This window comes from Algisphaera agarilytica, from assembly GCF_014207595.1.
Taxonomy (GTDB): domain Bacteria; phylum Planctomycetota; class Phycisphaerae; order Phycisphaerales; family Phycisphaeraceae; genus Algisphaera; species Algisphaera agarilytica.
Genome location: NZ_JACHGY010000001.1, coordinates 869,865 through 882,482, shown reverse-complemented (window position 1 = coordinate 882,482; position 12,618 = coordinate 869,865). Strand labels below are relative to the sequence as shown.

Below are 12,618 nucleotides of genomic sequence, written 5' to 3'. Positions count from 1 at the left end.
CGGAACGAACGCTCCGTGCAACCCATTGTGTTTAGTCCACAGAACGCAGCGTCCAGCGGCTCAGGCCGCCTGGGCCTGGTCGTCGTCACCGTCACCGTCGTCGTCGTTGGCGGCTTCGGGCACGAGGATGTCGAGGGGCTCGGCGAGCAGGCCGTGCTCGACGTGGACCTGGAGCTGCAGGATGAGCGGCTGGGTGAGTTCACGCCCGCGCCCGAGGAGGACCCGGCCGTCGCAGAGCGTGATGGGTGCGGCGGAGAACATGCCCGGTTGGAGCTGGTCGGTGTTGAGCACGCGTAGCTGGGCCGGGCTGTCTTCGCACTCGGTGGTGGGCATCTCGATCAACGCTTTGGTCGTCAGGGGGCAGGCGTCGTGGAGCTGGTCGTACACCGCTTGCCGGGCCTCGATCTCGTTGGGGTTCTCCGAGTAGATCGCGTCGAAAGCCAGGGCGACGCGCAGGACGCACGCCCCCCACAACGGGATCTGCTCATCGATGGCCTCGGCGGGCTTGCCCCCGGGCTCGGTGGCGTCGAACTCGTGCTCAATGATTTTGCCCGGCAGTTCCAGACGCGGGATATGCCGGAGCATCTGCGCGGCGCGGGCGGGGTGGCTGTTCAGCAGCTGGAGGTCGGCCTCGTTTTCGAGGCTGGACGCGCTGGCGTTGGTGAGGTGGTCGGGCAGGGTGAAGCGGCCGATCTGACTCAGCAGCGCGGCGACCTCGTGGGCCCAGGGGTCGTGCAGCTCCATCTGCTGGACGAGCTGCCGCACCGTCCGCCGGACCCGGCCGTTGTGCTCGGCGAGTTCGGGCTTGGCCAGCCAGAGCATTTCGGTGAGCAGCCGTACCGACCCGGTCAGCGTTTTTCGGAGCAGGGTCTGCTCGGCACTGGTCAGCAGGTAGCGGTGCATGGCCGCGTCGATGGCGGGTTGGAGCACATCCGGCGGGCAAGGCTTGGCGAGGAAGCGGAAGATCTCGCCGCGGTTGACCGCGTCCGTGGCGGTCTCCACGTCGGCGTTGCCGGTGAGCATGATGAAGACCGTGTGGGGCGTGATCTTCCGCGCTTGGTTGATGAACGTGATGCCGTCCATCCCCGGCATGCGCATGTCGGTCACGACCACGCCGACCTCGGGGGTCTGGCAGAGCTCGGACAACGCCTCGGCAGCGCCCTGGGCGAAGATGCAGTTGTACTTCGTCCCCAGTGTCCGGCGGAAGCCGTTGAGCACATTGATCTCATCATCAACAAACAGAATACGTGTCATACAAATGGTTTCCGGAAACGTCGTCCCTTACGACGCGGGGTTTGGAATTATCGATTTACGCGGCGTCGCCGGTTACCTCCTGAGGCGGCGCGACCGGCAGCCGGAGCGTGAAGGACGCTCCGCCGTCGGGGTTGTTGTGCAGGTGGATCTCACCCTGGTGTTCATTCACGATCACGTTGTGGGTGATCGACAAGCCCTGCCCCGAGCCCCGCCCGATGTCTTTGGTGGTGAAGAATGGGTCAAACACGCGGGACCGCATCTCCTCGGGGATGCCGGGGCCGTTGTCACTGACGACGATCTCGAACCACTCGGGGGTCTGGCGGGTGGTGAGGCGGATACGCCCGGTGGGTTGGCCGTCGGCCTGCGGGGGTTGGTGGATTTCCAGGGCGTCGGCGGCGTTCACGATCAGGTTGATCAGGACCTGGCCGATGGCTCCGGCGTGGCCGTGGACCGGGGGCAGGTCCGCGGCGAGGTCGTAGTCGATCTCGGCGAAGAACTTCCAGCGGTTGCGGCAGACCGTGGCCGAGGTACTGACGACGCGGTTGAGGTCGAAGTCGTGCGCGGAGCAGTCGCCGGGGTGGGAATACTCGTGCATCGCGGTGACGATGTTGCAGATGCGCTCGAGGCCTTCGAGTGATTCGTGCACCGCTTTGGGCGCTTCGTCGTAGATGAAGCCGTACCCCAGGTCTTCTTTGAGCTGGCGGAGCTCGTCCTGCTTCTGCTCGCGGTCGGGCACCGAGAGGTCCACCGCCAGGGTGGCTTCGTATTGATCGATCAACTTCTGGAACTTCTCGATCGCTTCCCCCAGGAAGCGCATGTTTTCCGAGACGAACTGCGTGGGGGTGTTGATCTCGTGGGCGACGCCCGCGGCGAGTTGGCCGATGGACTCCATCTTCTGGGCGTGGGCCAGCTGCTGTTCGAGTTGCTTGCGTTCGGTGATGTCCATGCAGGCACCCAACACGCCGATGACCTGGCCCTCGGCGTCACGCATGGGCACCTTGTTGGTGATCACCGAGACGGTGGTGCCGTCGGCCCGGACGATGTCTTCCTCCAGACCCAGCAGCGGCAGGCCGGAGTTCATGACCCGCAGGTCGTCTCGCCGGAAGTCGTCGAGCTGCTGCTCGGAGAAGGACTCGTGGTCGTCGGGCCCGCCGGTGCCGATGAGCTGGTCGGGGTGGTCGAGGCCGAACATGGCGATGTGCGCCCGGTTGTACCCGAGGATGACGCTGTCGCGGTCCTTCCAGAACACGCCCAGGGGCACGGTCGCCAGCACGGTTTCGAGCATGGCCCGTTCGCGGTCGAGCGATTTGCGGAGTTCGGTTTCCTGCTGGTGGGTGGATTCGAGTTCGAGGTGTTGGCGCTGGGTTTCTTCCTGCGACCGTCGGATGTCGTGGAAGATCCGGCTGAGCACGACGTTGAGCGCCGCGCCGCCGATGATGAGCAGGCTGATCATGAGGATCGACAACGTCCAGATCCAGCCGCGCACCCCGTCGGACTGGAGCTGGAGCTCCTGAACGATGTCGCTGACTTCTTGCGAGGCACGCAGGGCGTAGAGACCCATCTGGTCTTCGATCTGGTCCAGCGCGGCGAACTCTTCGGCCAACGTCGGCGACACCGCCTTCCGCAGCGTCGGATTCATTTGGCCCTTCATCGAGATGAGTTCCAACGCCCGGTCCCGGTGCTCGGCCGCCTCCGCCTGCGCGTCGGTGAACTGCAGCGCGATCTCTCGGAAATGGATAGCGGGAAGAGCGAACGCCTCCTGCTTGATGTCCAACTCGCTCTGCAAAGCTTGGAACAGGCGGTAGGGTTCCTGGTCGTCAAGCGGCTGCTCGGTTCGAGGCAATCCACGCAGCGACTCATTCAGCATGCGCTCGGCGTGGATCAACTCCTGAACCTGGCCGAGGCCCGTGACCATCTCCTGCACCTGCTCCTGCTTATGGCTGAGTTCCAGGTGGAGCTTGAGTTCGACCCCGCTGAGCACCAGCATCCCCACGCAGGCCAGCGCCAACGCGCAGTAGGTGTAGACCCGGATCGCCCGGTGGCCCGAATTTTTCCCGGGCACGGCAGTCTCCGCGTCGCGCCGGGGCTCGGCGTTGGCCGTGTGTTTCGGGCTGGGGGGGTGGGCTACAGACATCGATTACTACTATTGAGCGTCCGCCTCAATTCGTATCGGGGCGAACACGGCTCTGGCTTTATGGGAAAAACTCCGACGAGATCGCGAGTTTGTGGAGAAATGCCCTTGACCGCTCAATCCACTAGATGTTATCGGAGCGTGGGCAAGATCGAAAATCGGGCCGGGTCCGGATAAGATATTTTGTCACCCCGAAAGGACGACTCGATGCAGCTTTGGCAGCCCGCAATCCCCGACCGCTACACCCGTATGAGCGAGGACCAGCTCGCCGAGGCGATCCGCGCCCGCAAGGCCGAGCTCGGGTCGGACCTGGTCATCCTGGGCCACCACTACCAGCAGGACGGCGTCATCGAGTTCGCCGACTTCACCGGCGACAGCTTCAAGCTCAGCCAGCTCGCCGCCGAGCAGGTCAGCAAGGTGGGGGCGAAATACGTGGTCTTCTGCGGCGTCCACTTCATGGCCGAGACCGCCGACATCCTCACCGACGACGGCGTGGCGGTGATCCTGCCGGACCTGGGCGCGGGCTGCAGCATGGCCGACATGGCCGACTACGACCAGACCGTCGAGGCCTGGGAAGCGATCCACGAAACGCTCGGCCAACCCGTGCCCAAGCTCGACGAGACCACCGGCAAGGTCCGCGTGATCCCGGTCTGCTACATGAACTCCAGCGCCGCCATCAAAGCCTTCTGCGGCGCCCACGGCGGGGCGGTGTGCACCAGCTCCAACTGCGACAAGATCTTCGACTGGGCCCTGGCCGGCGGCGAGACCCCGCTGGGCGAAGGCGAGTCCGTGAAGATCCTCTTCCTGCCCGACCAGCACCTGGGCCGCAACACCGGCGCCGCGGCGGGCTTCGACCCCGCGACGCAGATGTGCGTCTGGGACCCGCGCGATGCCGATGGGCTCGGCGGCTGCACCGAAGATCAGCTGCGCGACAGCACGTTCATCCTGTGGAAGGGCCACTGCTCGGTCCACAAACTGTTCCGCCCCGAACACATCGATCAACTCCGCGCCGAGTGGCCGGACGTCACCGTGATCGCCCACCCCGAGTGTGCGTACGAGGTCTGCCAGAAGGCGGACCTGACCGGCAGCACCGAGGGCATCATCCAAGCGATCGAGAATGCCGAGCCCGGCAGCCGTTGGGCGATCGCCACCGAAGTCCACCTGGTCAATCGGCTGTGCAACGCCGCGGCCGAGCGCGGCGTGACCGCCCGCATCCTCAGCGAGTGCCAGTGCCTCTGCACTACGATGTACCGTATCGACCTGCCGCACCTGCTGTGGATCCTCGACCACCTCGCCGAGGGCAAAGTCCTTAACCAGATCAGCGTCCACCCCGAGGCGCAGCGTCAGGCGATGCTCTCGCTCAACCGCATGCTCAAGATCACCGCCGCAAAGCCGATCGACGCGGGAGCGCCCGAGCAGGACGCCCCGCTCATCGATTAAACGAGCGTATGTCGAGTTTGCAGCTGGCACCGACGCCACGCGTCGCTGGTTCGCGTTGCGCGGCAACACGACGGCAAGGCCATCAGTCCTTGATCGCGGCTTTGTACTGCTTTTCCTTGATCTCGCCGACCTCGGCGTTGGTCAGGGTGACCTGCTTGCCGGACTTCATGTCCTTGAACTGGATCACGCCGGACTTGTTGTCCTTGCGGTCCCAGTTGGTGGTGTAGTAGGTCTTGTCGGTGGTCGGATCGGTAATCTCGTAGTACGTGCACCCGGTGCCGAGAAGAACCGCCGCGGAAAGAAGGACGCCGTAGAGAGTGTGTTTCATGGCTGGATTATAAATCTGCCCCGATCGGCCATCAATGAAATGCCGATGAGAAATCCGGCGTTCAGTGATCACCGGATGTGCGCCAGCTTGTTCAGCCCGTTGTACGCCGCGACCTTGTACGCCTCGGCGAGGGTCGGGAAGTTGAACACGTTGTTGATGAAGAACTCGGCGGTGCCGTTGAGGGCCATCACGGCCTGGCCGATGTGGATCAGCTCGGTGGCCTGGGTGCCCATGACGTGGACGCCGAGGATCTCGTGGGTTTCCTGGTGGATCAGCATCTTGAGCATGCCGTCCTCGTCGCCGAGGATCTTGCCGCGGGCCAGTTCCTTGTACCCCGCGATGCCGGCTTCGTAGGGGATGCCGTCTTCGGTGAGCTGCTCCTCGGTCTTGCCGACCATGGAGATCTCCGGCACCGCGTAGATGCCGTAGGGGAACAGGGCGGTGTTGTAGTTGCCCACGTCCTGGCCGAACGCGTGGCAGATCGCCCGCCGGCCCTGCTCCATGGAGGTCGAAGCGAGTGCGGGGAAGCCGATGACGTCGCCCGCCGCGTAGACGTGCTCGACGTTGGTCTGGTAGTTGTCGGTAACTTTCAGACGTTCGCGGTCGTCGAACGTGATGCCCACGTTGTCCAGGCCCAGGATGCCGCAGACCCCCTGCCGGCCGACGGCGTACAGCAGCGTCTCGGCGTGGAGCTTCTTGCCCGACTCGAGCTCGGCCTGGACCAGCTCGCCCTTGCCGTTGCCGTTGGTGTCGCCCACGCCGCGGTCGTGCTCGACCTCGCGGATCGCGCTGACCTTTTCACCCAGACGCAGCGTGATGCCCTCCTGGCGGAGGAAGTACTGGAACGCCCCGGCGATTTCCTGGTCGAGGAAGCCCAGCACCTGGTGCCGACCCTCGACGAGGGTGACGCGCACGCCCAGCGTCGCCATGATCGAGGCGTACTCGGTGCCGATGACCCCGCCGCCGACGACGATCATGGTCTTGGGCAGGCGGTCGAGCTTGAGCAGCTCGTCGCTGGTCATCACGGTTCGGCCGTTGAACGGGATGTTGTCCGGCCGGGCGGGCCGGGTGCCGACCGCGACGAGGAACTTGTCGGCGGTGAGCATCTCGGTTTCGTTTTCACGCACGATCTGCAACAGGTTGGGCCCCTCGAAGTGGGCCGCGCCCCAGATCAGATCGATGTTGTTGCGTTCGAACTGGCCGCGGATGACGTCCCACTCGTGACGGATGACGTTCTGCGACGCGGCCATGAGGTCGGCCACGGTGATGTTCTTCTTCACGCGGTAGGCCTCGCCGAACAGCCCCCGGCGGTTGGTGCCGGTGAGCTGGATGACGGCCTCGCGCAGCGTCTTGGACGGGATGGTGCCTGTGTTGATCTGCGCCCCGCCGAGGACGTTGTTCTTCTCGATGATGGCGACCTTCTTGCCGAGCTTGGCGGCCTGGATCGCGCCCTTCTGCCCCGCGGGGCCGGTGCCGATGACGATGACGTCGTAATGCTTCATATCCCTGATCTTTCCTGAGATGTTCTGACCGTCAGGATCGACACAGACGGCCCTTGGCGTGAGCGAGTCACAGGCAGAGCCGATAATACCTTCTGGTAATCAGGTCGTGGAACAAGTCGACGAGTTATTCCGACGCTTCTCGCATTTCCTGACGCCGCATCGGCATGGAATCGATCAGCCCGAACACTCCCTCCGCCGTGACGGGACGATCGCTCCGGAGTTTTACGCCCGTGTCCTTGCCCACGAGCAGGACCGCAAATGCCCGAGAAGTCGGGACGCCATAACGTTTTCTTAACGCATGGGTGTCTGCTGTGCGGGGCTGTCCATCGACCGTTAGGTCATCGCCGACCAACTCGATCACCACCATGTCGCGCTCGTTCAAGCCCTCACGATGCGCAGCGAGTAGCTCGCGTTGTTCGAGCAGCGCGGGCTCCTCCACCGATGTCGCGAAAACTAGAAGCGGGCGGTGGGACCAGGCGAATTCGTCCATGTTCAAGGATAGCTTCCGCGAATCGTCCAATTGATTCTCCTTCGTTGTCGTTTCTGTGGATGGCGCACCGCAGCCCGAGGCCGTGAGTATCACCAACGCAAGGAAGAAACATTTAATTGGGACAATCATCCACATAGCAAAGTCTAAGCACCCGTGGTGTGTTTTTGCTAATGGCTATAGGGAGCATTCATTAACTTGAACAAGTAGACCAAATGCGGCAAGCCAAGGATAGACAAATAGAAGAAGCCAGAAAGAATGACCAGTAAGGCGTAGGTCTTCAGGAAGCCAAAAGCACTGAAGTAGAGTATGTACAGATTTCGTCCACGGGCTCGCCATACCGCGTTAAATTCTTTTTGCTTTTTTGCGATGCGTCCTTTTTTGGGGCCGGTAAGTTCGGCGATGTAATAGTCGTCAAAACCTGCATGGGTTTGGCGCGGTTTGAATGTCGCAGGGGTCATGGCGTATTCTTCGCTGAGTTCGAGCCAAAGGTGGCTTGGTTTTACTCGGGCTTTGCGGTGGAGCACTGCGGAATGAAGACACGCGGAGGTGTACAGGTCGTAGCCCGCACGTAGCTTTTGTTTCACCCAGGTGGTGCTCTTGAAAATCATGGCAACGATGCCGATTCCGGCAAGATTGACGACTACTAAGACGGTGATAGCTTTGGCGGTGGCAACCCCGGTGAGCGCAAAACCCAAGGCCGTGCACGCAGCCAAAACTAGGCCCAAGGTTTGGTTTGCGGTAGAAATGAAAGCTGCACGAGCGGCGTAGACTTGGTCCAGAGAGTCACTAAGGGTTTCTGCACTTACCTCATTAAACGGCTGGTATTTTTCAGCGAGCTGATCGATAAGCGTTCTTGGTTCATTGCTGGCCTCTTGGAAGAGATACTGGAGGAACTGTTCAATGAAGTAATCCACATCCCCGTCATTATTTTTTTTGCGTGGCCCCGCGATGTTGAGCACGCCTACATTCAGATCATTTAGCCATTCCTTTATGTCTTTGGCTTGATCGAGATATGAAGGTTCGGCGCCGCATTTGGTGTCGGGCAGCCTGGCGATGAATAGAGGCCGATTGTGTATTTCACAGAAATCGGCGGTGGCGCGGGTGCCGCCTTCAAGTGGGGCGTCTTTGCTGATCAAAATAAGCGTGGCGTCGGCGTTGAGTACGTTTAGGCCAGTTCGCGCGATGCGATTTTTCAGATCAGATTCATTTATTTCCGGGTAGTAATGTGACACCGTCGCGTCATCAACTTTGTCGGCGGTCGCCTTACTCACCGGTATCGGCTGATAGTTTGGGTTGTCCAGAGATTTGATGAAATCCTGGTCGTTTTCGGCGATGTATCCGCCGATCTTGAACCCGGCTTCACTCGCCGCCTTGAGTGCGAGTTGGTCCACACCGTCCTGGCCGCCGCTGACGATTTTGTAGAGTTTCATGTCGATCCCGGTTTGGCATAAAAAAACACTTGTCCGAGAGTTTACTCGGACAAGTGTTGAGGGTTGGTCAGAAGTGGAGTCTTACTTCGCCGCGGCGTACAGCTCGGCGACCTTGTCCCAGTCGATGACCGAGAAGAAGGCTTCGATGTAGTCGGGGCGGCGGTTTTGGTAGTTGAGGTAGTAGGCGTGTTCCCAGACGTCGAGGCCGAGGATCGGCACGCAGCCGCAGTCGCAGGTGTCGACGTTCATCAGCGGGTTGTCCTGGTTGGGCGACGAGCAGACGCAGAGCTTGCCGTCGGGCAGGACGCCCAGCCAGGCCCAGCCCGAGCCGAAGCGGGTGGCGGCGGCGTTGCTGAAGGACTCTTTGAAGGCGTCGAAGCCGCCGAGGTCGGACTCGATGGCCGCGGCGAGGTCGCCGGTGGGGGCGTTGCCTTCGGACGGGGCCTTGAGGGTGCTGAAGAACAGGCGGTGGTTGTAGTAGCCGCCGCCGTTGTTACGGACGGCGGGGGACATGTCGCCGGCGAGGATCTCTTCGATGGACTTGTCGGCGTCGGGGGTGCCTTCGACCGCGGCGTTGAGCTTGCTGGTGTAGGCCGCCCAGTGCTTCTGGGAGTGGATTTCCATGGTCTTCGCGTCGATCGCGGGTTCCAGGGCGTCCAGGGCGTAGGGCAGGGCGGGCATCTCGAAAGCCATCGGGCAGCTCCTTTGGGAGGTTCGGGGTAACAGATTGGGTTTCGGCAGCGTACCCCCGTGCGTCCGGGCGCTGCGTTGCGAGGGAGTGTAGGCGGACCCGGAGAAAGGGTCAAGATTGTTTTAACAAGTGATTGCTTGTTTAAACCCCTATTTTAGAAAGACTAAGCGGCGTGCCGCAGAATCTCGAAAGAAAAAATGAACCCAATAGGGATTAATTAAGTACCAATTAGCGTTAAGCCCTTGGGTCAGTCGGACGTGGTCGGCAATAAATCGGCGACGGGCGTGGTTGGCCTATTGTGCTTGTCTGCTTCGTTTCTTTTTTGCAGAAAGGCTTACGCAAGATGCCCAGCCTCGCCCCGCAACCTCCCGCCTCCGACCACGCCTCGGCTGGGGACCGTCACCTCAAGTCGGCCCCCAGCACGGTCACCATCACCCACGCCCCCGAGGCGATGATCAAATCGGCCCCCTCCGCCAAGCGGGCCAAGCGTGCCCTGCGCCCCGAAGAGCGTGCCACCCTCGAGCGGCTGCTCACCGAGAAGTACGAGTACGTCGACCACGAAGCGTTCGACCTGCCTGATGCCAAGGCGTACAAGCAGCTGTTCCTCGACCCCGAGCCCGTGCCCGTGCCGGACGTGTCGTGGTACCACGGCCTGATGGGCCCCACGACCTCGGCCGCCGACGACACCGCCAGCCTCACCAAGAAGGCCGCGGGCAACACCGGCAGCGTGCTGCTCACCGCGGCGCAGGAACGCGTGTTGTTCAGCCAATACAACTACTGCCGGCTGCGCGTCTGCCGATTGCGCGACCGCCTGCTGGGCGTGCGCCCCGACGGCAGCAAGAGCCGAGCCAAGCCGCTGACCGAGTACGGCCGGCGTAAAGCCCAACGCGAGATGCTCGACTGGTACGTCCGTGCGGATGCCCTGCGCACCCAGATCGCCGACACCAACCTCGCGCTGGTGCTGGCGATGGCCAAGCGGACCCGCATGCACCCCGGCGACTTCCCCGACCTCATCAGCGAGGGGAACATGGCGCTGCTGCGTGCGGCGGACAAGTTTGATGTCAGCCGTGGGTTTAAGTTCTCCACGTATGCCTGCCGTGCGATCCTCAAGGCGTTTTCGCGTCAGGGGATCAAGTTCACCAAGTACCGCGGCATGTTCCCGGTGGAGTACGACCCGTCGTTTGAGCGGTCCAACTACCAGGCCGAGAAGAACGCGGCCCACGAAGACGACTGCGCCGACGAGGTGCGTCAGATCGTGGTGGACAACCGCGCGGACCTGTCGGACGTCGAACGGACCGTGGTCGCGGCCCGGTTCAACGTGAAGCCGAATCAGCCACGTCGCCGTCGGTCCCGCAAGGCGGCCGTCGAAGCGCCCAAGTTCACCAAGACCAAAGTGGACCCGACCCAGCGTTCCGAGGACTACCAGCTGCCGGACGTGCTGCGTGACCGTGGCCCGGACGAGAAGCCGTTGACCCTCGAACAGGTCGGCAAGCTCATCGGCGTGACGAAGGAACGCGTCCGCCAGATCCAGAACAAGGCCTTGGAAAAAATCCGTGAGACGCTCGAAGACGAGTACCTCAAATGACCCATCCGGGGGCGCCCCCACAGCGCCCGTCCTGACCCCGCCCGCGTCGATCTCGTATCGGCGTGGGCGTTTTTTGTGGGGTTGGCCGATAGAGGAGGGATGATCGCTCGCGACGGTGACCTGACGTTTTCCCCGGCCGACCTGGAGGCCGATGCGCCCGTGCGCGGCGAGGTCGAACTGATCGCCGACAGCGACCACCTGCCCCGCGTGGTCCAGCAGGGGATGCTCGCCGCCAAGGTCAGCCTGGACATCGCCACGGCCGACTTCAAGGCCATGCTCGTGCCCGACCCCGCCAACCCGCGGTCGCGCAACGCCCCGTCGATCGTCGACCACCTGGTCCGCCTGGCGAAACGCGGCGTGGAGGTGCGCGTGCTGCACGCCGGCGTGCCCAGCGGCCCGGCCCTGCAGCAGCTCAAGAAGGCGTTTGCGAAAAAGAAACCCGTGGGTGGGCTGACCATCCGGCGCTGCCCCCGGCTGCACGCCAAGGCGGTGGTCGTCGATGCCGGCTGGCTGTACCTCGGCTCGGCCAACCTGACCGGCGCGGGCCTCGGAGCCAAGGGCGCGACCCGCCGCAACTTCGAGTGGGGCGTGGTCAGCGAGTCGGCGAACCTCGTCGACGCGGTGATGGGCAAGTTCAACACGCTCTGGGAGGGCGGCCACTGCGAGGGCTGCGGCCGACGCGACGTCTGCCCCGTGCCCCTGGAAGAGCCCGAGCTGTGAAAAAAAGCCGCTTGCGGCTTAGCCCATCCGTGTCGGACGCTAAGCCGCAAGCGGCGTCGTGGTTGCGTTGTCTGGACGCGGTTTAGAAGTCGTAGACCAGCGCCAGGAAGTACTTCAGGTCGTTCTTTTCGGTGCCCGCGGCGGCGGCGGAGTTGTACTCGTTCTCGGCGCCGATGCGGAGGCTCAGGCCGTCGCCTTTGTCGATCGCGACGACGTAAGCCGCGCCGGTGGTGTTGCGGAAGTCTTCGAATGCGGGGTCGAGCGAGGGGTAGAAGAACGTGTAGTAGTTGAACGACGACCGGCTATCGATCGCCCAGTTGCCCTCGACGCCCAGCAGGAGCTCGGCGGTGAACTCGTTGATCACGCCCGCTTCGTAGGAACCACCGACACCCAGCCGGGCGATCATGTTGTAGTTCTCTTTCTTGACGACGTCGTAGCCGACGCCCACGTAGCCGGAGGTCCGTTCTTCCCAGCCGGTGAAGCGGTCGTTTTCGTATTTCAGGGTCGTGAAGAAGAAGTGGTCTTCGCCGGGGAACAGCCAGTCCTTGGTGAGGTTGGCCTGCCATTCGTTACGGGTATTGACGCTGTCTTCCTCGCCGTAGAAGAGGCGGGCGTTGAAGGCCCAGCGGTCGGTGTCGTCTTCGTAGCCGGTGTTGAACGCGGCGTAGATGCTGAGGCTGTCGGTGTTGCCGTCGCTGCCGTTGACGCCGGCCGAGAGGGTCTTGTCCCAGCCCCAGAAGAAGTCGGGGGCGGGCGGCTCGACGTAGATCGGGTCGGATTCGTCGAGTTCGACGCCCGCGACCTGGGCTGCGTCGAGGTTGAGCGTGCCCAGGTCGGGGTGCTCGACGGTGACGCCGGCGTCGGTCTGGCTGGTGACGGTGCCGGTGATGGTGTCGTCGTTGGTCAGGGTTACCGTGCCGGCCTGGGCCGAGGCGGCGACGAGAGAACCGGTGACCAGCCCGGCGGTGGCGAGTGAAAACAGCTTCATACTCAGGATTCCTTGAATTTCCCCGTGATTCGATAAATCATCACCCGACACTTGACCAT

The 12,618-nt window shown here is 62.8% G+C and carries 11 protein-coding genes; 3 read left to right on the top strand and 8 right to left on the bottom strand.

Annotated features, from left to right (window positions below):
- Positions 1-60 precede the first annotated feature (60 nt).
- The gene (locus tag HNQ40_RS03810; RefSeq protein WP_184676538.1) at positions 61-1,254 is read right to left on the bottom strand and encodes an HD domain-containing phosphohydrolase; all 1,194 of its coding nucleotides are present in this window, start codon (positions 1,252-1,254) and stop codon (positions 61-63) included.
- Positions 1,255-1,309: 55 nt separating this feature from the next.
- Entirely contained in the window at positions 1,310-3,388 is a 2,079-nt protein-coding gene (locus HNQ40_RS03805; RefSeq protein WP_221435363.1) for a PAS domain-containing sensor histidine kinase, read from the bottom strand.
- Between the two features lie 204 nt (positions 3,389-3,592).
- On the opposite strand from HNQ40_RS03805, the gene nadA reads away from it, so the two are divergent.
- A complete protein-coding gene (nadA, locus tag HNQ40_RS03800; RefSeq protein ID WP_184679172.1) occupies positions 3,593-4,825 on the top strand; it encodes a quinolinate synthase NadA in 1,233 nt (410 codons plus the stop codon).
- An 82-nt stretch (positions 4,826-4,907) separates the two neighbouring features.
- Here the strand turns inward: nadA and HNQ40_RS03795 are convergent, their stop codons facing one another.
- From HNQ40_RS03795 to HNQ40_RS03775, 5 genes are all read right to left on the bottom strand, one after another.
- The gene (locus HNQ40_RS03795) at positions 4,908-5,153 is read right to left on the bottom strand and encodes a hypothetical protein (RefSeq protein WP_184676535.1); all 246 of its coding nucleotides are present in this window, start codon (positions 5,151-5,153) and stop codon (positions 4,908-4,910) included.
- 68 nt (positions 5,154-5,221) lie between these two features.
- Entirely contained in the window at positions 5,222-6,655 is a 1,434-nt protein-coding gene (gene sthA / locus HNQ40_RS03790; protein WP_184676533.1) for a Si-specific NAD(P)(+) transhydrogenase, read from the bottom strand.
- Positions 6,656-6,779: 124 nt separating this feature from the next.
- Entirely contained in the window at positions 6,780-7,145 is a 366-nt protein-coding gene (locus tag HNQ40_RS03785) for a DUF4174 domain-containing protein (protein ID WP_184676531.1), read from the bottom strand.
- Positions 7,146-7,312: 167 nt separating this feature from the next.
- Complete coding sequence (locus HNQ40_RS03780) at positions 7,313-8,575, bottom strand: YpsA SLOG family protein (RefSeq protein WP_184676529.1); 1,263 nt, start codon at positions 8,573-8,575, stop codon at positions 7,313-7,315.
- Positions 8,576-8,656: 81 nt separating this feature from the next.
- Positions 8,657-9,268 (bottom strand): superoxide dismutase, encoded by a 612-nt coding sequence (locus HNQ40_RS03775; RefSeq protein WP_184676526.1) that lies wholly within the window; start codon positions 9,266-9,268, stop codon positions 8,657-8,659.
- Positions 9,269-9,609: 341 nt separating this feature from the next.
- On the opposite strand from HNQ40_RS03775, the gene HNQ40_RS03770 reads away from it, so the two are divergent.
- The gene (locus tag HNQ40_RS03770) at positions 9,610-10,851 is read left to right on the top strand and encodes a sigma-70 family RNA polymerase sigma factor (RefSeq protein ID WP_184676524.1); all 1,242 of its coding nucleotides are present in this window, start codon (positions 9,610-9,612) and stop codon (positions 10,849-10,851) included.
- A gap of 99 nt (positions 10,852-10,950) precedes the next feature.
- Positions 10,951-11,571 carry a phospholipase D family protein gene (locus tag HNQ40_RS03765; protein WP_184676523.1) on the top strand — a complete coding sequence of 207 codons (621 nt, stop codon included), beginning with the start codon at positions 10,951-10,953 and terminating at the stop codon, positions 11,569-11,571.
- A gap of 82 nt (positions 11,572-11,653) precedes the next feature.
- On the opposite strand, the gene HNQ40_RS03760 is transcribed toward HNQ40_RS03765, so the two are convergent.
- Positions 11,654-12,559, bottom strand: coding sequence for a DUF481 domain-containing protein (locus HNQ40_RS03760; RefSeq protein ID WP_184676521.1), 906 nt, complete (start codon positions 12,557-12,559; stop codon positions 11,654-11,656).
- Between the last annotated feature and the right edge of the window lie 59 nt (positions 12,560-12,618).

Excerpts from the sequence above, each read along its gene's own strand:
- HNQ40_RS03810 (WP_184676538.1), bottom strand. The coding sequence starts at position 1,254 with ATGACACGTATTCTGTTTGTTGATGATGAGATCAATGTGCTCAACGGC.
- HNQ40_RS03805 (WP_221435363.1), bottom strand. The coding sequence starts at position 3,388 with ATGTCTGTAGCCCACCCCCCCAGCCCGAAACACACGGCCAACGCCGAG.
- nadA (WP_184679172.1), top strand. The coding sequence starts at position 3,593 with ATGCAGCTTTGGCAGCCCGCAATCCCCGACCGCTACACCCGTATGAGC.
- HNQ40_RS03795 (WP_184676535.1), bottom strand. The coding sequence starts at position 5,153 with ATGAAACACACTCTCTACGGCGTCCTTCTTTCCGCGGCGGTTCTTCTC.
- sthA (WP_184676533.1), bottom strand. The coding sequence starts at position 6,655 with ATGAAGCATTACGACGTCATCGTCATCGGCACCGGCCCCGCGGGGCAG.
- HNQ40_RS03785 (WP_184676531.1), bottom strand. The coding sequence starts at position 7,145 with ATGGACGAATTCGCCTGGTCCCACCGCCCGCTTCTAGTTTTCGCGACA.
- HNQ40_RS03780 (WP_184676529.1), bottom strand. The coding sequence starts at position 8,575 with ATGAAACTCTACAAAATCGTCAGCGGCGGCCAGGACGGTGTGGACCAA.
- HNQ40_RS03775 (WP_184676526.1), bottom strand. The coding sequence starts at position 9,268 with ATGGCTTTCGAGATGCCCGCCCTGCCCTACGCCCTGGACGCCCTGGAA.
- HNQ40_RS03770 (WP_184676524.1), top strand. The coding sequence starts at position 9,610 with ATGCCCAGCCTCGCCCCGCAACCTCCCGCCTCCGACCACGCCTCGGCT.
- HNQ40_RS03765 (WP_184676523.1), top strand. The coding sequence starts at position 10,951 with ATGATCGCTCGCGACGGTGACCTGACGTTTTCCCCGGCCGACCTGGAG.
- HNQ40_RS03760 (WP_184676521.1), bottom strand. The coding sequence starts at position 12,559 with ATGAAGCTGTTTTCACTCGCCACCGCCGGGCTGGTCACCGGTTCTCTC.